The sequence below is a fragment of the Streptomyces sp. NPDC015032 genome (assembly GCF_043080425.1).
Taxonomy (GTDB): domain Bacteria; phylum Actinomycetota; class Actinomycetes; order Streptomycetales; family Streptomycetaceae; genus Streptomyces.
In genome coordinates, this window is the sequence record NZ_JBIBVN010000066.1 from 1 (window position 1) to 20418 (window position 20418).

Here is a 20418-nt window from a genome sequence, read left to right on the forward strand (position 1 = left end):
GGGAGACCCCATCCAAGGACATCCCGGCGCCTTGGAATCGCACGCACCAGACCGCGTCCGCTACCCGATCGAAGGTCACCCGACAGGCTCTCAGCTGGCCGGGTTCCGGTCGACGTACTCGAAGACCGAGCCGTCCGGGTGCACGGCGATCAGGCTGCGGCCCCCCGGCATCTGTACCGGGCCCGCGAGGATCCGGGCGCCGGCACGGGTGAGGGAGTCATGGGCTTCGTCGACATCCTTGACCGCGATCGTCGCCGTCACCTTGCGCAGGATCTCCAGCTCCGACTCCGGGCCGCTCATCAGCAGAAAGCAGCTGACCGCGGCGGTCGATACGCCGCCGCGCTCGTAGCGCTGGGCGGAACTGGCCGTGAGGCCCTCGTAGAAGGCCACCGCGGCCTCCAGGTCATCGACGCAGATACGCAACGTGGTTCCCAGAATGTCCATGTGGACAAGGGTAGTTGGACATGATCAGGCCCGGCAGAGCACCTCGCCGTGCGGGACCATGAACCAGGCGTCGTCCCGGCCGCCCCACTCACGCCAGGCCGCGGCGATCGCGGCCAGTTCCTCCGTGTCCGTATGACCGCCGCCCACGGCGCGCTCCGCGTAGACCGAGGCGACCGTGCGGTCCGCCCACAGGCCGCTCCACCAGGCGCGGCTCTCCGGGGTGGCGAAGCACCAGTTGGCGGCGGTCGGGGTGATGTCGGTGAAGCCCGCCCGCCGGGCCCAGGACAGCAGCCGCCGGCCCGCGTCCGGCTCACCGCCGTTGGCGCGGGCGACCCGGCCGTACAGCTCCTGCCAGGCGTTCATGCCGGGCACCTCCGGGTACCAGGTCATCGCCGCGTAGTCGCTGTCGCGGGCCGCGACGATGCCGCCGGGGCGGCAGACACGCCGCATCTCGCGCAGCGCCTGCACCGGGTCGCCCACATGCTGGAGCACCTGATGGGCATGGACGACGTCGAAGGAGTCGTCGGGGAAGTCCAGGGCGTGCACATCGGCGATGGCGAACCCGACGTTGTCCAGGCCGCGTTCGACCGTGACCTCGGCCGCAAGGGCCAGGATCTCCCGGGTGGTGTCGACGGCGGTCACCCGGCCGGGGGCGACCAGCGCGGCCAGATCCGCGGTGATGGTGCCGGGCCCGCAGCCGACATCGAGCACCGTCATGCCGGGGCGGAGTTCATCGATCAGGTACGCGGCGGAGTTGGCCGCGGTGCGCCAGCGGTGCGAGCGCAGCACCGACTCGTGGTGGCCATGGGTGTACACGGCGGTCTCCTTCGGCATGGCGATGGACCCTTTCTCGGGGCGCGGAGCCCGTAGTTCGAGCCGCGCGAGGAGCTGATCGGTGACAACACCGTACGCACCGATGTCGAATTATGAGATGCACGTCTTGGCATGCGGGATGGCGATCGGGCCCGTGACGGCCGCCGCGAGCAGACACAGCCCCGGCGCGCGGCCCCGTGCGCCCCCGCACGTCCGGCGGGCCGTCCGCGGGGTCGTGCCGCCGGCCCGGCCGCGGCGTCCCCGGCCCCGACCGGGTCCCGCGGCATCGCCCGGTCACCCGGTCACCTCTTGGTCACCCGGTCGCCCGGCCGCCGTGCCGGGGGCATGACCGCGCGACTACTCTGTGTCCGTGATTCCGGTCCGCCGGACCGGGGAGCGGGAGAAGGAGCCGGCGGGCCCCGCCAAGGGCCCGGCGCCGATGCGTTCTCCGGCCGGCTCGGACACCACGAGGGGCAGTCATGACCACTACGGGCCTGGATGTGGCCGTACACGAGCGGGCCGAGCTCGGCGAGGGCCCGACCTGGGATCCGGCCACCGGCCGGCTGATCTGGGTGGACATCGTCTCCGCCCGCGTGCACACCTACGACCCGGTGACCGGCCGCCGCACGGTGCTGGCCACCGAACAGCACGTCGGAGCGGCCAAACCGCGCGCGGGCGGCGGACTCGTGGTCAATCTGCGCGACGGGGTCGGCCTGTACGACCCCGACGGTGCCTTCCGCTGGCTGGTCCACGATGCCGAGCCCGGGCGCCGTGGCAACGACGCGGCGGTGGCGCCGGACGGTGCGCTCTGGGCGGGCACCATGCGCGACGACGGTGCGGAGACCGGTGGCAGCCTCGCCCGCATCGCCCCCGACGGCGCGGTCACCCCGGTGCTGCCCGTCGTGGCCTGCAGCAACGGCATCGGGTGGAGCCCTGACGAGCGGCTGATGTACTTCATCGACACGCCCACGCGCCGTATCGACGTCTTCGACTTCGACGGCGAGCACGCCGTGAACCGGCGCCCGTTCGCCACCGTCGAGGAGGGTGCGGGCTTTCCCGACGGGCTGGCCGTCGACGCCGAGGGCGCCGTGTGGGTCGCCCTGTGGGACGGCGCCGCGGTGCGCCGCTACACGGCCGACGGAGCCCTGGACCGCATCGTCGGACTTCCGGTGCAGCGGCCGACCGCCTGTGCCTTCGGTGGTGAGGACCTGCGCGACCTCTACATCTCCACGGCCCGCGTGGGGCTCGCCGCCGCGCACCCGCTGTCCGGTTCGCTGCTGGTGCTGCCGGGCGCCGGGCGCGGGATGCCCGGGACGGCCTTCGCGGGCTGAGCCCGCCTCTCCCGGCAGCCACGTGCCGCGGCTCCGCTGGGCGGGCGCGCCCGGTCGAACCCTCGTATAAAGGGCCCTGAGCGAATGCGTGGCACACGGGACAGGGTGCCGGGCCGACGGCGAAGGAGGCTCGATGGGGCGGCAGCGGACCGGGCGGACCGGACTGGCGGGGCGCGGGCAGAAGGGCCGGGGCGGTGCGCGTTCCGTACGGGAGGACCACGGCCCCGTCCGGTTCGGGCCGCCGGCGCCCGGTCCCGGCCTGCCCGTCCTGCCCGAGCTGGCCGAGGTGCTCGCCGCCGCGGCCGGCCGCGGCGAATCCGAACCGACCGGTGGCGGCCACGCCCTGCGCGAGGCCGCGACCGACTACTGGGCGCGGCGCGGACTGCGCGGCGGCCCGGAGCACGTCGCGGCCGCCCCCGGCGCCTCGCCGCTGCTGCTCGCGCTGATCGCCGCGCACGGCGGCGACGTGCTCATGCCGCGCCCCTGCACGGCGACCTGGATTCCGCAGGCCCGGCTGCTGGGCCGGCCCGCCTATCATGTGCCGACCCCGGCCGAGTGCGGCGGTGTGCCCGATCCGTACGCCTTGCTGGAGACCGTACGCCGCGTGCGAGCCGAGGGCGGCCGGCCCCGGTTGCTGCTGATCTCCGTCGCCGATGATCCGACCGCCACCGTCGCCCCGCCGGAACTCGTGCGTGAGGCGTGCGAGGCCGCGGTTGCCGAGGGGATGCACATCGTCAGCGACGAGACCTGGCGCGACACCCTGCACCGGCCGCACGACACGGTCCTGCTCAGCCCGGCCGAGATGTGCCCGGACGACGTCACGGTCGTCAGCGATCTCGCCGGCGCGCTGACCCCGTCCGCCTGGCCGGTCGCGGTCGCCCGGTTCCCGGACACCGGGCGGGCGGCGGTGCGCCACGCCCGTACCCTCGACATCCTCACCGCGCTCGGCGCCCTCGTCGCGGGACCCGTCGCCATGGCCGCCGCCCACGCGCTGCGCGAACCGGATTCCGTCAGGGACCGGGTCCGCCGGGCCGCCGCGCTCCAGGCGAAGGTCGCCGCGGCAGCGCACCGGGCGGTCCTCGCATCGGGCGCGCTGGCCAGGCCGCCGCAGGCGGGCCGCCATCTCTACGCCGACCTCGGGCCGCTCCGCACGCGGCTGGCAAGCCGCGGTGTCACGGACTCCCTGGAGCTGGAGGAGTACCTGACCGAACGCCTCGGCGCACCGACGCCCGGCGGCCACCGGTTCGGCGACGAGCTGGGGGCGCTGCGCGTTCGCCTGGGCACCGGGCCACTGCTCGGGTCGACCCCGCAACAGCAGGTGGAGTCCCTCACCGCTGTGGAGCCCCTGGAATTGCCGCACGTGGCCGAAGCCCTGAGCATTTTCGGGACGGCACTCGACGAACTCCGATGAGGAACAGCGAGACGGGAGTCTCTCGATGACGGAACAGACCGAGCGCTCCCGCACCGGGGCCACGCACCCGCTCCGGATTCCTCGCGGAGAAGTCGTCGAACCGCGTCCCCTCGGCGAGGTCCGGGTCTGGCCCAGGACCTTCGCCGACCGGCTCACCGTACCGCTCCCTAGTGTCATGAACATGTCCCGATTGGCCCGTGAGTGCGCCCTGCGGCCCAACGCCGAGGGACTGCGCGGCATCCACCGGCTCCCGTACGCCCCCGAACCCCTGCCCGTCACCCCCACCGGCACCACCTCCGTCACCTGGGCCGGGCACGCCAGCTGGATCGTCCGCACCGGCGGGCTGACCATCCTCACCGACCCCGTCTGGTCCCGGCGCATCCTCGGCACCCCGGCCAGGATCACGCCGGTCGGCGTCCGCTGGGAGGACCTGCCACCCGTCGACGCCGTGGTCATCAGCCACAACCACTACGACCACCTCGACGCCCCCACGCTGCGCAGACTGCCCACGGACACTCCGCTGTTCGTCCCCGCCGGGCTCGGCCGCTGGTGCCGCCGTCGCCGCTTCACCCGGGTGACCGAACTCGACTGGTGGGAGTCGGCCGAACTGGACGGCGTCCGCTTCGACTTCGTGCCCGCCCACCACTGGTCCAGGCGGACCCTCACCGACACCTGCCGCTCCCTGTGGGGCGGCTGGATCATCGGTTCTCCGGACGGCGGTGGGCAGCGGATCCACTTCGCGGGGGACACCGGGTACGGGCACTGGTTCGGCGAGATCGGCCGCCGGTACCCCGGCATCGATCTGACCCTGATGCCGATCGGGGCGTACGAGCCGCGCTGGTGGCTCGGTGACGTCCACACCGATCCGGAGGAGGCTGTGCAGGCTTACGAGGATCTCGGCGCCCGCGCGATGGCGCCGATGCACTGGGCGACCTTCCTGCTCTCCGCGGAGCCCGTACTGGAACCGCTGGCCCGGCTGCGCACCGCCTGGCAGCGGGCCGGGCACCCCCGGGCGCAGCTCTGGGACCTGCCGATCGGCGGCTCCCGCCTGCTCGCCGCGGCATCCCGCACACTCAGTGACTGAACCGCGCCCGCGTCCTGCGCCACACCCCGGGAGCCCCGCTGACCAGCAGCGTCAGACCCACCGCCGCGACCACGCCCTGCCACGGCTCGGGGAAGAGCGAACCGCCCAGAATGCCGATCAGCTGATACGTCGCCGCCCACGCCAGACAGGCCGGCACATCACCGCGGGCGAACCGGCGCAGGGGTATCCGGCCCAGCAGACAGGCCAGCATCACCGGAATCCGTCCCGCCGGTACCAGCCTCGACAGGACGAGCACCACCGCACCGTGCTCGTCCAGCTTCTGCTGCGCCTGCGCCAGCCGCTCCGGAGCGGCCCGGTGGCTGATCGCCCGCAGCCACTTGGAACCGTTCTTCGACCGCACCCCGCGCCGACCGAGCCAGTACAGACAGACGTCGCCGAGGAACGCCGCGGCCGAGGCCACGCCAAAGACGATCAGCAGCGAGAACGGCGACGACTGGTGCAGCGCCACCACGGCGGCCGAACTCACCAGCGCACCCGTGGGCACCACCGGCACCAGCGAGCCCAGCGCCACCAGCAGGAACAGTGACGGGTATCCGACCGCCTGCTGCGTCGACTCCGGGGGCAGCTGTCTCACGACCTCCTGGATCACCTGGCGGCCTCCGGCCGCACTTGTTCGCCGTGCGACAGCCGGTGCACCGCCACCTCCGGCGCCAGCAGCGCCGCCTTGCGGACGAACTCGTCACCCGGCGAGTGGAACTCGTGCGGCCTGACTCCGTCCAGGCCGATGGGCCAGTACGTGCCGTAGTGCACCGGCACGGCCGACCGGGGAGCCAGCCGGGCCAGCGCCTGCGCGGCCCGGCCCGCGTCCAGATGGCTGTGACCCAGATACGGGCCCCAGCCGCCCACCGGCAACAGCGCCACGTCCACCGGACCGACGGCCCCGGCCATCTCGTCGAACAGCCCGGTGTCACCGGCGAAGTACGTCCGCGCCTCGCCCTCGACCACGTAGCCCAGCGCGGGGGAGCGGTGCGGGCCCACGGGCAGCCGCCTGCCGTCGTGCAGCGCGGGAACCGCCCGTACCCGCACCTCGCCGACCCGGACCTGATCGCCCGGGGCCACCTCGGTGATCCGCAGCCCGCGCACCGAGCGCAGCACCCGCAGTCCCGGCACGGAGCGCACCGCACCCGTCGGCACGATCAGCCGGCTGCCGGGGGCGAGCCGGGCCAGCGACGGCAGATGCAGATGATCGGAGTGCAGATGCGAGACGAGCACCACATCGGCGACCGCGGCCCCGGGGCCGGGCAGCTCGCCACGGCGGCGGCGCAGATGCGCGATCCGCCGTACGAAGAGGGGATCGGTCAGCACACGGACCCCGGAGTCCTCGATCGTGCAGGTGGCATGACCCCACCAGGTGACTTCCACCGCCACGCGGCGCCTCCTCGTTCCCGGGGTTTCTTCGATTCTTCGTTTCCGGCCCCGACGTCGAGCCTAGTGCCGTGACCGGAACGGGTGCCCCGGCTCGGTCCGGTCGTCGCCCGTGGCGGTCCGCTGCCGGCGCGGGGGGCGCGCCGCCGCCGTGCGTGCGCGCTCCCCCTGTCCCGGCGCACGCCTTCTTGCGTGCGAGCCGGAGGGGTAGGGTCGCCGGTACGCCCAGCACGGGGGCACCTGCCATGGGGGACGCAGTGGACGTACGGGTGGCGGCCATCGCCAGTCTCACACCGCTCGAAGAGCTCGAGGGCGATCCGTTCCTCGTCGACACCCGCAGCCAGCACGACATGTGCGCCCGCTGGGCCGCCGACAAGGGATACGTCGTCACCCGGCAGCTGCGTTTCTACGGGCTGCGCCCCGATCACCGGGCCCTGTGGACGGATGTCGAGAGCGGCGCCGTCGAGCTGTTCGTCGCCGCCAACGACCGGGTGCTGGCACGGGCCCTCACCTCGGTGCCGGAGTTCGCCGCGGAGTGCGAGCGGCGCGGCGTCCGGCTGGAGATCGCGGGACTCGACGAGCCGCCGTACACCGCTCGAACCAAGGCGAGCGTGCACCGCAGGCTCTCCATGCCGACCGCCGGGTACGACGGCTGCTGAGCGGTCTCCGGCCCGTTTGCTCCGGGCAGCCCGGGGTCCCGCTGTGAAAGGCTGGGGGCAGGGCCCCGGAATGGCGGGGTCCGGATCTGTGAGGTGGGAACGGCGTGGGTGATGGGCGATGGCGAACAGCCGGCAGCGCCCTGATGCGGGTGATTGTGGTGTGGGCGGTCTCGACGCTCACGATGCTGGCACTCGCCGGGATACTGCCGGACTTCCAGCTCCAGTCGAACGACGGCGACAGCTTCACCAAGACCGCGTTCACCGCGGCCTGGGGCGCCGGAGCGTTCGGTCTGCTCTCCGCGCTGGTCTGGCCGGCCCTCGTACGGGCGCTGCTCATCGTGCCCGCACTCGTCCTCGGAATGCTCGTCTTCTTCCTGAACGGCTCGCTGCTGCTGCTCGCCCTGCGGCTCATCCCGGACGGGCGCGGCGCCGCCAACCCGGAGACCGCGGTCGTCGTCGCGGCCGTGATGTCCGCCGTCGCCTCCGCGACCTCCACGGCGCTCGCCGTCCGTGACGACAACGCCTACCGCCGCCGCCTCTCCCGGCTCGCCGACCGCCGAAGACGACGCAGCGGCGCGGACAACGGGCGCAGCGGACCGCCGGGCACCGTCTTCATCCAGCTCGACGGCGTCGGCCACGAGGTGCTCGCCCGCGCCGCCGGCTCCGGTCTGATGCCGACCGTCGCACACTGGCTCACGGACGAGGGCGGCCATCGCCTCACCCCCTGGCGGACCGACTGGTCCAGCCAGACAGGTGCCAGCCAGCTCGGCATCCTGCACGGCAGCAACCACGACATACCCGCCTTCCGCTGGTACGAGAAGGAGACCGGCGCCGTCATGGTCTCCAGCCGCCCCGCGAGCGCCCTCGAAATCCAGCGCCGGGCCATCGCCCGTACCGGTGACGAGGGGCTGCTCGCGGTCGACGGCGCCAGTCGCGGCAACCTCTTCAGCGGCGGCGCCGATCAGCTGGCGCTCGTTCTGTCCATGGCGGCCCGGCTCGGCAAGGGCCGCCGTTCCAGATCCGGCTACTTCGCCTACTTCTCCGATCCGGCCAACGCCGTGCGCACCGCGCTGTCGTTCGTTGCCGAGGTCTGCCGCGAGATCGGCCAGTCGACCCGGGCGCGGATACGGAAGGACACCCCCCGGATCAAACGCGGTGGGCTCTACCCCTTCATCCGGGCCTTCGCGACCGTCGTCGAACGCGATGTGGTGGTCGCCGCCGTCATCGGCGACATGTTCGCCGGACGCACCGCCGTCTACGCCGACCTGGTCGCGTACGACGAGGTGGCGCACCACTCCGGACCGCACAGCCGCGACGCGGACAAGGTGCTCGTGCGCCTGGACCGCTCGCTCGCCCTGATCGCGAAGGTCGCCGAGCACACTCCGCGCACCTACCGGATCGTGCTGCTCTCCGACCACGGGCAGAGCCCGGGGGAGACCTTCGCGGGGGCGTACGGGCTGACGCTCAAGGACCTGGTGCGGGCGGGCTGCGGGCTGCCGGTACCCCGCCGGGCACAGCGCACCCGCAGCGCTTCGGAAGCGCGTGACGCGGTACGGATCGCCCTGCACCGGCCGGTCGAGGAGGGCGAGGCGGAACACCGTGCGAAGCCGTCCGACCCGGTCGTCCTCGCCTCCGGCAACCTCGGCCTGATCTCCTTCCCGGACATCGACGGACGGGCCTCGCGCGAACAGCTCGACCGGAGCCGTCCCGCACTGCTCGGCACCCTCGTCAACCACCCCGGCATCGGCTTTCTGCTGGTCCGCAGCGAACGGCACGGATCGGTCGTCCTGGGCCGCGGAGGCATCGAGGTTCCGGTGGCGGAGCTGAGCGACGGGGAGGGGCCGCTGGCGCCCTTCGGCCCGGGCACGGCGGCCGCGGTGCGCCGCACCGACACCTTCCCGCACGTCGCCGACATCATGGTGAACTCGATGTACGACGAGGGCACGGGCCAGGTGCACGCCTTCGAGGAGCAGATCGGTTCGCACGGCGGTCTGGGCGGCGAGCAGTCCCGGCCGTTCCTGCTGTGGCCGGCCGGACTTTCGGCGCCGGTGGCGGAGGGCACGGAGCTGAGGGGGGCCGAGCAGGTGCACCGGGTGCTGCGGCGGTGGCTGCGGGAGTGCGCGGGGCCGCAGATCCCGTCGTCGGTGCCCGGCGCGGTGGGCGGCGCCTCCGCGGCGGAGGGGACGGTCCGGGCGGCCGACTGAGTGCCGTCGTCCCTGCTGGGAGGCGTTGTCAGTGGTGGGCGGCAGGATGGGGGCCATGACGAACTCAGCTGTTGTGCTCGCCGATACCGCTGCCTACGCCGCCGCGGTCGAAGAAGCGTCGCAGGCCGCCGCCGCGTACTACGCCACGGGCGAGAGCACGCTCGACGACGACGCGTACGACCGGCTGGTGCGTGGGATCGCCGCATACGAGCAGGAGCACCCGCAGGAGGTGCTCGAGACGTCCCCGACCGGCAAGGTGGCGGGCGGCGCCGCGAGCGGGGACGTGCCGCACACGGTGCCGATGCTGTCCCTGGACAACGTCTTCTCGGCCGAGCAGTTCGCCACCTGGACGGCATCGCTGGAACGCCGGATCGGCAGGCCCGTCGCCGCCTGGAGCGTGGAGCCGAAGCTCGACGGCCTGGCCGTCGCCGCCCGCTACCGGGCGGGCCGCCTGGAGCAGCTGATCACCCGGGGCGACGGCATCGCGGGTGAGGACGTCTCGCACGCGATCGGCACCGTGGCCGGCCTCCCCGAACAGCTCGCCGAGCCGGTGACGATCGAGATGCGCGGCGAGATCCTGATGACGAACGAGCAGTTCGAGCAGGCCAACACCGTGCGCACGGAGCACGGCGGCGCCCCCTTCGCCAACCCGAGGAACGGCGCGGCGGGCACCCTCCGGGCCAAGGACCGCGCGTACACGGTGGAGATGACCTTCTTCGCCTACGGTGCCCTGCCGCTCCCCGAGTCCGCGGAGCTGACCGACACCCTCGCCGAACTCCCGCACAGCGAGGTCCTGGAGTACGTCGCCGGGCTCGGCGTGCACACCGCCGCGGACACGGACGTGGCACCGCGCACCGTCGGCACCGTCGAGGCGGTGCAGAGCCGGGTCGAGGAGATAGCCGCATTGCGCGCCTCGCTGGCGTTCGGCATCGACGGCATCGTGATCAAGGCCGACCTCGCGGCCGACCGGCGCGAGGCCGGTTCCGGGACCAGGGCACCGCGCTGGGCCATCGCCTACAAGCTCCCGGCCGTCGAGAAGGTCACCCGGCTCCTGGGCGTCGAATGGAACGTGGGCAGGACCGGCATCATCGCGCCGCGCGCCGTACTCGAACCGGTCGAGATCGACGGCTCGACCGTCAGCTATGCCACGCTGCACAACCCGGCCGACATCACCCGCCGTGATCTGCGCCTGGGCGACCGGGTAATGGTCTACAAGGCGGGCGACATCATTCCCCGCATCGAGGCGCCCGTCGCCCATCTGCGGACCGGTGACGAGCAGCCCGTCGTCTTCCCGGAGGCATGCCCGCAGTGCGGCTCCGAGATCGACACCAGCGAGCAGCGCTGGCGCTGTGTCCGGGGCCGCGACTGCCGTCTCGTCGCCTCCATCTCGTACGCGGCGGGCCGCGACCAGCTCGACATCGAGGGCCTCGGCGCCACCAGGGTCGTCCAGCTCGTCGACGCCGGCCTGGTGGCCGACTTCGCCGACCTCTTCACCCTCGGCCGGGAGCAGCTGCTCGGCCTGGAGCGGATGGGGGAGACCAGCACCGACAACCTCCTGGCCGCCATCGAAGCGGCACGGGCCCAGCCGCTCTCCCGGGTCTTCTGCGCCCTCGGAGTACGCGGCACCGGGCGCTCCATGTCACGGCGTATCGCCCGGTACTTCGCGGACATGGACCGGATCAGGGCCGCCGACGCCGAGGCGCTCCAGCGGGTCGACGGCATCGGCAAGGAGAAGGCGGCGGCCGTCGTCGCGGAGCTGGTGGAGCTGGCCCCGCTGATCGAGAAGCTGGTGGCCGCCGGGGTCAACATGACGGAGCCCGGCGCGACGCCGCCGCCCGAGCCGGGCGAGGAAGGCACGGAAGGCACGGAAGCGGCTGCCGACGCGGACGGGGAAGGAACCGCCGGGCTGCCGCTGGACGGGATGACCGTGGTGGTCACGGGTGCGATGACCGGTGTACTGGAGAAGCTCTCCCGGAATCAGATGAACGAACTGATCGAGCGGGCCGGCGGGAAGTCCTCGTCCAGTGTCTCCAAGCGCACCACGCTCCTGGTCGCCGGGGAGAAGGCCGGATCCAAGCGCACCAAGGCGGAGGACCTCGGCATCCGGATCGCAGCACCGGACGAGTTCGCCGGACTGCTCGCCGGGTTCCTGCCGTCGGAGGCATGAGGCACGACGGTGCCGCGCAACGCCCGAGCCCTTGGATTGTGCCCGGGAGTGGCTTTCTTTGCCTCCCTATTGCATAGTGAGGGCTCGGCCATGCCTCGCTATCAGCGTGTTCATGGGTGGGTGAAAGGCCGTGGTGTCGGGCCGGGGGAGGGACGGATGCGTTCGCTGCACGACGGACCGCGACTCGGCCGGTCCGTCCGCCGGGGGTACCGGGGCCTCGCCCTCGATCTCGGCAGTTCCCGGACCCGTGTCTGGCTGCCGGGGCACGGCGTCATCGCCGTCACCGAGGCATGCGGCGACTTCGGTGCCGAAGCCGGCCAGGGCCGTCCGGTCAGGCGGGGGCGCATCGTCGACCCCGTGTCCTGCGGCCGGATGATCGGCCGCATCGCCGATACGGCCCTGGGCGCGGACCGCGCCGACACCGTGATCGTCCTCAGCCACCCCGTCCTCGCCGGGACCGAGCACCGTGCCGCGGCGAGAGAACTCATGGCCGCGCTCGGGCCGGTGAGCGTCATAGCCCTGGACAGCGCGCGGGCCGCCGCCGCATGTGCCGGCCCGCAGGACGGCGGCCCGCTGCTCGTCGTCGACATCGGCGCCGAGCTGACCGAGGCGACCCTCCTCGTCGACGGGCTGGTACGTGACGCCCGTCAGGCCGAGACGGGACTGAGCGACCTCGCCCCCTCCGAGCCGCCGACCGCCGTGGTCCGCACCGTCCTGGACATGGTCCTGGAAATGTGGAAGCAGGACCGGCACGGCGCCGTCCTGGGGGCCCTGCGCAAGGGGCCGTTGCTCGCCGGGGGCGGCGCCGCCCGCCCCGACATCACCGACCGGATCGCGGTCCGGCTCGGCGTGCCGGTCCGGCTCGCGGACGACCCGGCGACCACGGTCATACGCGGCGCCGGGCTGGTCCTCGGCTCCGTGCTTCGCGGGGCCGGCGCGACACCGGCCCCGGTGAGCACCGCCGACGCGGCACCGGTCCGGCCCGGCCGACAGCGGTGACCCCTCTCCCGGGGCCGCCCCCGGGGAACGCGCCCCCGAGGACACGGCCGGGCACCGCGACGCAGCACATCCGCGCGCAGGCGGCCCGGCGGCTCTTCGTCGCCGTCCTTCTCGCCGTGCTCACCGTCGTCGGCGGCGCCCCCGCGGCCGCCGGATCCGTACCCCTCGCGCGGCCGTTCGCCGGTGTGCCGCCCTCCGCCGCGTACTCACCCGGCGCTCAGCAGCCCACCCCGCACACCGACCGGACCGCCCGCACCGGCACCGTCCACGACACCCGCCGCACCCGCACGGCCGCGGCGACCGACCGCGGCCGGCCGCCGCCGCCCGCACCCCAGCCCAGGGCCGGTGCCGACCACGCCCGTACCGCGCATCATCTCCCGCCGCCCGGCCACTGCTTCCTGCTGCCCGGCGCACCGGGCATTCGCGTACCGCACCATGCCCACCGGCGGGCCCCCTCCACGTCCTCCCGATCCGCCGGCCATTTCCGTGTCGCCCTCCCGGGCGTACGCGGGCCTCCAGGGACGGCCGTTTACCGGCCACCGGTCCTGCCACCGGTCCCGTCCCACAGACACGCCGTGCCGTCCTCGCCGAGGTGAGGGCGCCCGGCGCCCCTCGGAGGAAACCCATGACTCGCGCCACCACGGTGCGAGCGGTTCTGGCTGCGGCCGTCCTGCTCGTCTCCGTGCTCATCACGCTGACCATGTCCCCCAGGCTCGGCCTGGACCTGCAGGGCGGCACCAGAATGGTGCTCCAGGCCAAGGACTCCGACACCGCGAAGGCGGACCGGGAGAGCACCGACCGCACCCTTGAAGTGCTCCGCCAGCGCATCGACTCCCTGGGTGTCGCCGAACCCACCCTGACCCGCTCCGGCGAGGACCGGATCATCGTCGAACTCCCCGATGTCCAGGACCCGCGCAAGGCGGCCGAAGTCATCGGAAAAACCGCCCAGCTCAGCTTCCACGCCGTCCAGGGCTCCGGCACGCGGGACGACGGCAAGGCGGACCGCAAGGCGGACGGCGGAGCCGGTCGCGGGCCGACGCTCCCCGACGAACAGGGCCGTTCCCTCGACCTCGGACCGGCCCGGCTCTCCGGCGCGGGCGTCAAGGACGCCACCGCCGCGTTCGACGCCCAGCAGGGCGCCGGCTGGACCGTCTCCCTCGACTTCCACAAGGACGCGGGCCGGGACTGGACCCGGCTGACCGGCGAAGCGGCCTGCCACCCGGTCCAGGACGACCGGCGCCGCGTCGCCATCGTCCTCGACCAGCAGATCATCTCCTCGCCGCAGGTCTCCCCCTCGGTCGGCTGCAACACCGGTCTGCCCTCCGGCTCCACCCAGATCACCGGCTCCTTCAGCGCCGACGAGGCCCGCGAGCTGGCTCTGCTCATCAAGGGCGGCGCCCTGCCGCTCCCCGTCGAGATCGTTGAGCAGCGGACCGTCGGCCCGACGCTCGGCGCCGACGCCATCGACGCCAGCGCCCGGGCCGCCCTCATCGGCGCCGCGGCCACCGCACTCTTCATCACCGTCGTCTACCGGCTCTTCGGCGCACTCGCCGCCGTCGCACTCGCCGCCTACGGACTGATCTCCTATACGGCACTGGTCGCCCTCGGTGTCACCCTCACCCTGCCCGGCCTCGCCGGGTTCGTCCTGGCCATCGGGATGGCGGTCGACGCCAACGTGCTGGTCTTCGAACGGGCCAGAGAGGAACGCGCACAACATCCGGGCCGCTCGCTGCGCTCCTCGCTGACGGCCGGTTTCCGTGGTGCCTGGAGCGCCGTCGCCGATTCCAACGTCACGACGCTGATCGCGGCCGGGCTGCTCTTCTTCCTCGGCTCCGGACCGGTGAAGGGCTTCGGTGTCACCCTCGCCATCGGTGTGATCGCCTCGATGTTCTCCGCCCTCGTCATCGCCCGCGCGCTCACCGAGATCGCCACCTGCTCCCGGTTCGTCAACGACTACCAGGGCATCAACGGCATCTCCAGCCCCGGCCGGGTACGCACCTGGCTGGCCCGCCGGGATCCCCAGCTGATGCGGAAACCGCGCCGCTGGCTGCTGATCTCCACGGCACTGATCGCTGTCGCCGTCCTCGGTATCGTCGTACGTGGTGTCAACCTGGGCGTCGAATTCACCGGCGGCCGGCTCGTCGAGTACTCGACCAGCAGGCCCGTCGACGTGGAGCAGGCCCGCACCGCCCTGGCCGACGCGGGCTTCGGCGACGTCGAGGTCACCACGGCGGGCGCGGGCGACCTCTCCGTACGGACCGGCAAGCTCGACAACGACGGCGAACACGCCCTGCGCGCCGCCCTCGCGGCGGAGGGCGGTGAAACCACCAAGGTCCGTGACGAACTCATCGGCCCCAGCCTCGGCGACGAACTCCGGCGCAACGCGCTGATCGCGCTCGGCATCGCCGTCCTCGTACAACTGGTGTATCTGGCGATCAGGTTCCGCTGGACGTTCGCCGTGGCCTCGGTCGGGGCGCTGGTCCACGACGTCATCATCCTGGTCGGTGCCTTCGCCTGGCTCGGACGTACCGTCGACAGCATCTTCCTGGCCGCGCTCCTCACCGTCATCGGATACTCCGTCAACGACTCGGTGGTGGTCTTCGACCGGGTACGGGAACTGTGGGCGAAGGCCCGTCGTGTCCCGCTCGGTACGATCGCCAACCGGGCCGTGCTCCAGACCGTCCCGAGAACGGTCAACACCGGAATGGGCGCCCTCTTCATCCTGACCGCGCTCGCCGTGCTGGGCGGCGACTCCCTCGCGGACTTCGCGCTCGCCCTGTTGATCGGCATCTGCGTCGGTACGTATTCCTCGGTGCTGACCGCCGTGCCGGCCGCGCTCATTCTGGAACGTAGTAGCAAGGCCCCGCCGCCCGCCCGTAAACGTGCTCCCGGCCGCCGGTCCGGTACCCGGGCGGCGCGCCGGGACCCGCGCGACAACGGAGCACGCGTATAGCCCCTCCGGTACGCCTGTCGCCCCGCCCTGAAAGCCGGGCCGTCCCTCGGGGCGGGGCGACATGCGTCGGTCATGGCGTTCCATGCACCCGGGGCGGCACAATTCCGACCACCCACCCGTGATCGGAGCGTGCCCGTGTCCATGCCCGTGCCCGTCATGCTGCGTGAGGCATGGTCCACCGTCGTACCGGACATGAAGGACCGGCATGGACCGCTGCCGCCCCTGATGCTCGCCCTGACCGTCGTCACCGGGCTGGTCGACGCGGTCAGCTACCTGGAACTCGGCCGGGTCTTCGTCGCGAACATGACCGGCAATGTGGTCTTTTCCGGCTTCGCGATCGCCGGAGCCCCCGGCTTCTCGCTCATCGCCTCGCTCGTCGCGCTCGCCGCGTTCGCGGTGGGGGCGCTGCTCGGCGGCCTGATCGTGCACCGTGCCGCGACACACCGCGGCCGGATGCTCACGTACGCGCTCCTCGTCGAAACCGCCTGCGTCCTGGCCGCGCTGATCGTCGCCTCGACGTCCGGACACCCCGACGCCGGCGGGGCCCGCTTCACGCTCGTCGCCCTGCTCGGACTCGGCCTCGGGGTGCAGAACGCCGTGTCCCGGGCGCTGGCGGTCCCCGACCTCACCACCACCGTGCTGACCCTCACCATCACCGGCATCCTCTCCGACAGCCGGTTCGCGGGCGGAGGCGGCAGCAAGGCCGGACGTCGCGTGCTCTCGGCCGCTGCCATGATGACCGGCGCGCTCGCCGGAGCCATGGCCGTCCTGCACGGGCACCCGAGACTGCCCCTGCTGCTCGCCCTGGCGATCCTGGCCGCCGTGACCGCCGCCGCGATCGTCCTGGCACGTGCCGACGCACCCTGGGTCCGCCCGGTCGTCAGGAAGTGAGGGACCGCAGATGGTCGGCGGTGGCCCGGTCGGCCGGCAGAAACGTCTCGATGGCCAGCTCCGCCACCGTCACGTCCATCGGCGTATTGAACGTCGCGATGGAGGAGACGAACGACAGCACCCGGCCGCCGTGCTCGATGTGCAACGGCAATGCGAAGGGCAGGGACGACGCGGGGCCGGTCCCCCCGTCCGTCCCGCCGATGCTCCCGTCCGTTCCGTCACCGTTCCCGGCCGTCCCGTCGCCGTTCCCGGCCGTCCCGGCCTCCCTGGCTCCGGCCGTACCGGCCGGTGCGGGGTAGCCCGCGACCTCCTTGTACAGCTCACGCAGCTCCGCCGACCGGGCCAGGGCGATCTGGCGTTCCATCTGAGCCAGCAGATCGGCCCGCCATTCCCGGAGATTGCGGATGCGCGGAGCCAGGCCCTCCGGATGGAGGGTGAGCCGCATGGCGTTCAGCGGCGGAGCCAGCAGATGCCCGGCCACGCCCTCCAGCAGCATCGTGATTCCCTGATTGGCCGCCACCACGTTGTACATGCCGTCGACGACGAGTGCCGGGTACGGGTCGTACCCCTGGAGCAGCCGTTCCATTCCCTCGCGCAGCGCACCCAGCGCCGGGTCGTCGAGCGCGGTCTGCGCGTAGCGGGGCGCGTAACCGGCCACCACCAGAAGAGCATTGCGTTCCCTGACCGGGATGTCGAGGTGCTCGGCCAGCCGCAGGATCATGTCCTCGCTGGGCCGGGAGCGGCCGGTCTCGATGAAGGAAATGTGCCGGGCCGAGGAATCGGCACGGATGGCCAGCTCCAGCTGGCTGATCCGACGCTGCTCCCGCCAGCTGCGCAGCAGCGGCCCTACCCCCGTGTCAAGCGCGACAGTTGTCATACCCAGACCGTAACGTCACCGGCACCGCCGACCGGAACCGATCGCTCGTGAGGGAGTCGCACCATGCCCGCTGCACCATTGTCGCAAGAGGAGATCGAGGACCGTCTGAGTGACCTGCCCGGCTGGTCGCTGGAGGGAGACCGGATCACCTGCACCTACCGGCTCCACACACATTTCGCCGCCGTCGGGCTGACCGTGCACGTCGCCCAGATCCAGGACGAACTGAACCACCACTCCGATCTGACCCTCGGGTACAACACCGTGACCCTGTCCGTGAACACCCATGACGCGGGTGGTGTGGTCACCGAGAACGACCTGAACCTGGCCGCGCGGGTGGTGGCGATCGCCCCCGGGCACGGTGTGAGGTAGCCGGCCGGGCACGTCGCCGACGCAGGGTGACCTGTCACATGACCGGGCCGAAGCGTGGATGCGCGGCGAGCCATCCCGGATAGCTTTCGCTGCGCTCCACTGCTTCCGCGTACGCCGCCCGGGTGTGCCCGTTCACGGCTCCGGACGCCGAGGCGGCCGCCGCCGAGCGCGGGTGCCGGCCCAGCAGATGGCGCCGGCTCAGCCGGCCAGTCCAGCGACGATCTCGGGCCCCCAGCGGGTTCACTCCAAACGAAGGATTCCCCTACCGATGCGAGCCGGGGAGCTGCGGTGATGAGCCTATGTGGGGTCGTGGGTTCCCGAGTCTCACTCGGTTGCAGCCCCCGGTCGGGGTCGTCCAGGACGCTCCGGTACCGCAGTGCGGCTTCGATGCCGATGCCGAAGAAGTCGCAAAGGCGGCGTGCGTCGCCGGTGGCGTAGATCTCCCGCCGGATTCGGTCACCGCGCAGGGATTGCGCGGTGATATTCACCGGCCAGGCTCCAGCGGGCGTCCTGCCTGTTTGTCGTCGGATGGCCCGGGCTTCGCCTGGAGCTCGTCGAGCCGCAGAAACGCCAGTGCGCGGCGCATGAGGTCGACGAGTTCCTCCGGCTCGTCCTGCCAGGCCCAGTGCTCCATGGTGACGGTGAACGCATCCAGCACCGCGGTGGTCATCAGACGCACTTCGAGGCTGTCGACGGGGGCGTCCGCCCGGGACGCCAGCGCGGGCGCGAGCCGTTCCTGCATCTCCCGCCCCGCGGCGAGCCAGCGCATCTTCAGGACGGGGACGGTCCCCAGGACCCGGACCAGCCGGCGGGCCCGGGCGGCGTCCTCCAGGCGCCGCTCGGCCGTCGCCGTCCCGAAGGATGCCTCGATGGCGGCGCTGAGCGGTTCATCGACCGGATGTTCCGCGAGGACGTCCACGAGTTGGCCGACGCTGGAGGTGAAGAGGGGGGTGAGGGCGTCCTCCTTTGTCGGGCAGTAGCGGTAGAAGGTGCGCGGGGAGATGCCCGCGGCCGAGGCGATGTCCTCCACCGTCGTCGCCTCATAACCGCGGTCGGCGAACAGGGCCGCCGCGGCCTCCGCGATCTCCAGCCGAGTCTGTAGGCGCCGGTGTTCCGTCAGGGACGGACGTCCCCGTGCTGCCGCCATCGTGTGCTCCTTGCCGTGCTTCGCCTTGGCCGTCATTCTCACAGATATTTATTGGCTCGTTGTGCCAAAAAAGCGTATGCTGCTCAACGACTGATCAGGCGTCCATTGGCCGGCGGTCGATTCATCTGCTGTGTCCGCGCTGTCGCGCCATCCCTGCATGCCCCTGCACCGGTGAGGCCGCTCGGCGAACGGCGATTGCGATCGGTGATCGGCAATCGGCAATCGACGACGTACGGTCAACGGCCGACGCGTGGTGATCAGCGACCGGTGGACATACAGCGACAACGAAGGAGTGGACCATGTCCCGGACCTACCTCATCACCGGAGCTGCCTCCGGCATCGGCAAGGCCACCGCCACCAGCCTCAAGGGGCAGGGGCACACGGTCATCGGCGCCGACCTCAAGAACGCCGATATCATCGCGGACCTCGCCACCCCCGATGGCCGGGTCCATCTGGTCCAGCAGGCAAACGAGTTGAGCGGTGGGCGACTCGACGCCGTGATCGCGGGCGCCGGAATCGCCGGTTTCGACCCCCGAGCCGTTAGCGTCAACTACTTCGGCGCGGTTGCCACCTTGCAAGGGCTGCGCCCCCTGCTGGCCGCCGGCACAGACCCGCGCGCCGTCGTCATCGCCTCGGTCGCCGCCGTCCACCCTCACGACACGGCCATCGCCGATGCGGCGCTCGCCGGTGACGAGGAAGCGGCGCTGGCCACCGCCCGGGCAGCGGTCGACCGGGGAGAGGGCTATGCGATCTACGGCTCGACCAAGGCCGCCATCGCCCGATGGGTACGCCGCACCGCCGTGACCGCCGACTGGGCGGGCACCGGTATCACCCTCAACGCCATCGCCCCCGGAACCGTCGTCACCCCCATGACCGAACCCATGCTGGCCAGCCCGGACGTGCGCAAGATCCTTGACGCGACGGTCCCCATGCCGCTCCACGGCAACGCCCAGCCGGCACAGATCGCTCCCCTCCTGACCTGGCTCACCTCCCCCGAGAACGAACTGGTCACCGGCCAGGTCGTCTTCATCGACGGTGGCGCCGACGCCGTACTGCGCGGCGACGGCATGTGGTGAGCCGTCGAGGGAACCGGCCGATCGGAGACAACCCGCAGTCATCGCAATCCGCAGTCATCGGAGGCCTATCCGTGCACACGCTCACCCGCACCACCGTCGTCACCGCCGACCCCGATGCCGTCTGGCGGATCATCGGCAAGTTCGGCGGCCTCGCCGACTGGCACCCCGTGCTTCCGCCGTCGGTGATCGAGGACGGCGCCGATCCCGAGACGCCCGGGGCGGTGCAGGCGTTCTCCGTCAACGGCCAAGTAGTCATCCGAGAACGGCTCCTGGAGAAGGACGACTCGCGCCGGATGCTCCGTTACACCATCCATGAATCCGCCGTCCCTGTCTCCGATTACATCTCCACGCTGTCCGTGCACCCACACGACGCGGGCGCCGAGATCCACTGGACCGCGACATACGAGGCCGCCGACGAACTCGTCCCGGAAATCGAGAAGCACTTCGGCGACAACATCTACGCCACCGGCCTGGACGCCCTCAAAGAACGCTTCGCCCGGCACGCTTAGCCTCAATACCGTTCAGTTAAGTGTTTCTGGGGTATCTTGGGGGGATGCCGCGTTCTGGTTGGGTGAAGCCGTCGTCTGATGTCCGGTTGTCGGATTTG

19 protein-coding genes and 1 pseudogene are annotated in these 20418 nt (G+C 72.0%); 13 read left to right on the forward strand and 7 right to left on the reverse strand.

All coding sequences use genetic code 11. From position 1 onward, the window contains the following. Positions 1 to 90: 90 nt before the first annotated feature. Both ACF08M_RS39605 and ACF08M_RS39610 read right to left on the reverse strand, forming a co-directional pair. On the reverse strand, positions 91 to 444 hold the full coding sequence (locus ACF08M_RS39605) for a VOC family protein (protein WP_392190156.1): 354 nt from the start codon (positions 442 to 444) through the stop codon (positions 91 to 93). A gap of 24 nt (positions 445 to 468) precedes the next feature. After that, positions 469 to 1278, reverse strand: coding sequence for a methyltransferase domain-containing protein (locus tag ACF08M_RS39610; protein ID WP_392190157.1), 810 nt, complete (start codon positions 1276 to 1278; stop codon positions 469 to 471). A 458-nt stretch (positions 1279 to 1736) separates the two neighbouring features. Between ACF08M_RS39610 and ACF08M_RS39615 the strand changes: the two genes are divergently transcribed. The 3 genes from ACF08M_RS39615 to ACF08M_RS39625 all read left to right on the forward strand — a co-directional run bounded on the left by ACF08M_RS39615 (position 1737) and on the right by ACF08M_RS39625 (position 5083). Next, positions 1737 to 2588: an SMP-30/gluconolactonase/LRE family protein gene (locus tag ACF08M_RS39615; RefSeq protein WP_392190158.1), complete on the forward strand. Its 852-nt coding sequence runs from the start codon at positions 1737 to 1739 to the stop codon at positions 2586 to 2588. Between the two features lie 133 nt (positions 2589 to 2721). After that, on the forward strand, positions 2722 to 3999 hold the full coding sequence (locus ACF08M_RS39620) for an aminotransferase class I/II-fold pyridoxal phosphate-dependent enzyme (RefSeq protein ID WP_392190159.1): 1278 nt from the start codon (positions 2722 to 2724) through the stop codon (positions 3997 to 3999). 25 nt (positions 4000 to 4024) lie between these two features. Continuing rightward, complete coding sequence (locus tag ACF08M_RS39625) at positions 4025 to 5083, forward strand: MBL fold metallo-hydrolase (protein ID WP_392190160.1); 1059 nt, start codon at positions 4025 to 4027, stop codon at positions 5081 to 5083. On the opposite strand, the gene ACF08M_RS39630 is transcribed toward ACF08M_RS39625, so the two are convergent. Together ACF08M_RS39630 and ACF08M_RS39635 are read right to left on the reverse strand one after the other, a co-directional pair. Then, positions 5073 to 5693, reverse strand: a complete 621-nt coding sequence (locus ACF08M_RS39630) for a DedA family protein (RefSeq protein ID WP_392190161.1) — start codon at positions 5691 to 5693, stop codon at positions 5073 to 5075. The genes ACF08M_RS39625 and ACF08M_RS39630 overlap by 11 nt on opposite strands. Further along, positions 5690 to 6472: an MBL fold metallo-hydrolase gene (locus ACF08M_RS39635; protein ID WP_392190162.1), complete on the reverse strand. Its 783-nt coding sequence runs from the start codon at positions 6470 to 6472 to the stop codon at positions 5690 to 5692. Before ACF08M_RS39635 ends, ACF08M_RS39630 begins: the two co-directional genes overlap by 4 nt. 242 nt (positions 6473 to 6714) lie before the next feature. On the opposite strand from ACF08M_RS39635, the gene ACF08M_RS39640 reads away from it, so the two are divergent. From ACF08M_RS39640 to ACF08M_RS39670, 7 genes are all read left to right on the forward strand, one after another. Continuing rightward, positions 6715 to 7128, forward strand: a complete 414-nt coding sequence (locus ACF08M_RS39640) for a hypothetical protein (protein ID WP_392190163.1) — start codon at positions 6715 to 6717, stop codon at positions 7126 to 7128. 104 nt (positions 7129 to 7232) lie between these two features. Next, positions 7233 to 9332 (forward strand): alkaline phosphatase family protein, encoded by a 2100-nt coding sequence (locus ACF08M_RS39645; RefSeq protein ID WP_392190164.1) that lies wholly within the window; start codon positions 7233 to 7235, stop codon positions 9330 to 9332. 46 nt (positions 9333 to 9378) lie between these two features. Beyond that, a complete protein-coding gene (gene ligA, locus ACF08M_RS39650; protein WP_392190165.1) occupies positions 9379 to 11499 on the forward strand; it encodes an NAD-dependent DNA ligase LigA in 2121 nt (706 codons plus the stop codon). 156 nt (positions 11500 to 11655) lie between these two features. Next, entirely contained in the window at positions 11656 to 12498 is an 843-nt protein-coding gene (locus ACF08M_RS39655) for a rod shape-determining protein MreC (protein WP_392190166.1), read from the forward strand. Then, positions 12495 to 13094: a hypothetical protein gene (locus tag ACF08M_RS39660; RefSeq protein WP_392190167.1), complete on the forward strand. Its 600-nt coding sequence runs from the start codon at positions 12495 to 12497 to the stop codon at positions 13092 to 13094. The genes ACF08M_RS39655 and ACF08M_RS39660 overlap by 4 nt, the downstream gene beginning before the upstream one ends. A gap of 29 nt (positions 13095 to 13123) precedes the next feature. Continuing rightward, entirely contained in the window at positions 13124 to 15451 is a 2328-nt protein-coding gene (secD, locus tag ACF08M_RS39665) for a protein translocase subunit SecD (protein WP_392190168.1), read from the forward strand. A 141-nt stretch (positions 15452 to 15592) separates the two neighbouring features. Next, positions 15593 to 16342, forward strand: coding sequence for a YoaK family protein (locus ACF08M_RS39670; RefSeq protein ID WP_392190174.1), 750 nt, complete (start codon positions 15593 to 15595; stop codon positions 16340 to 16342). On the opposite strand, the gene ACF08M_RS39675 is transcribed toward ACF08M_RS39670, so the two are convergent. Then, positions 16332 to 17219, reverse strand: coding sequence for a helix-turn-helix domain-containing protein (locus tag ACF08M_RS39675; RefSeq protein ID WP_392190169.1), 888 nt, complete (start codon positions 17217 to 17219; stop codon positions 16332 to 16334). The two genes, ACF08M_RS39670 and ACF08M_RS39675, sit on opposite strands and share 11 nt — an antisense overlap. Positions 17220 to 17282: 63 nt before the next feature. Between ACF08M_RS39675 and ACF08M_RS39680 the strand changes: the two genes are divergently transcribed. Further along, the gene (locus tag ACF08M_RS39680; protein ID WP_392190170.1) at positions 17283 to 17588 is read left to right on the forward strand and encodes a 4a-hydroxytetrahydrobiopterin dehydratase; all 306 of its coding nucleotides are present in this window, start codon (positions 17283 to 17285) and stop codon (positions 17586 to 17588) included. 34 nt (positions 17589 to 17622) lie between these two features. Here the strand turns inward: ACF08M_RS39680 and ACF08M_RS39685 are convergent. Beyond that, positions 17623 to 17790, reverse strand: a pseudogene (locus tag ACF08M_RS39685) (LysR family transcriptional regulator); the annotation flags it as partial. A gap of 282 nt (positions 17791 to 18072) precedes the next feature. Beyond that, entirely contained in the window at positions 18073 to 18771 is a 699-nt protein-coding gene (locus tag ACF08M_RS39690) for a TetR/AcrR family transcriptional regulator (RefSeq protein ID WP_392190171.1), read from the reverse strand. 263 nt (positions 18772 to 19034) lie between these two features. On the opposite strand from ACF08M_RS39690, the gene ACF08M_RS39695 reads away from it, so the two are divergent. Both ACF08M_RS39695 and ACF08M_RS39700 read left to right on the forward strand, forming a co-directional pair. Then, a complete protein-coding gene (locus ACF08M_RS39695) occupies positions 19035 to 19811 on the forward strand; it encodes an SDR family oxidoreductase (RefSeq protein ID WP_392190172.1) in 777 nt (258 codons plus the stop codon). Between the two features lie 71 nt (positions 19812 to 19882). Further along, positions 19883 to 20320: an SRPBCC family protein gene (locus ACF08M_RS39700; RefSeq protein ID WP_392190173.1), complete on the forward strand. Its 438-nt coding sequence runs from the start codon at positions 19883 to 19885 to the stop codon at positions 20318 to 20320. Positions 20321 to 20418 lie beyond the last annotated feature (98 nt).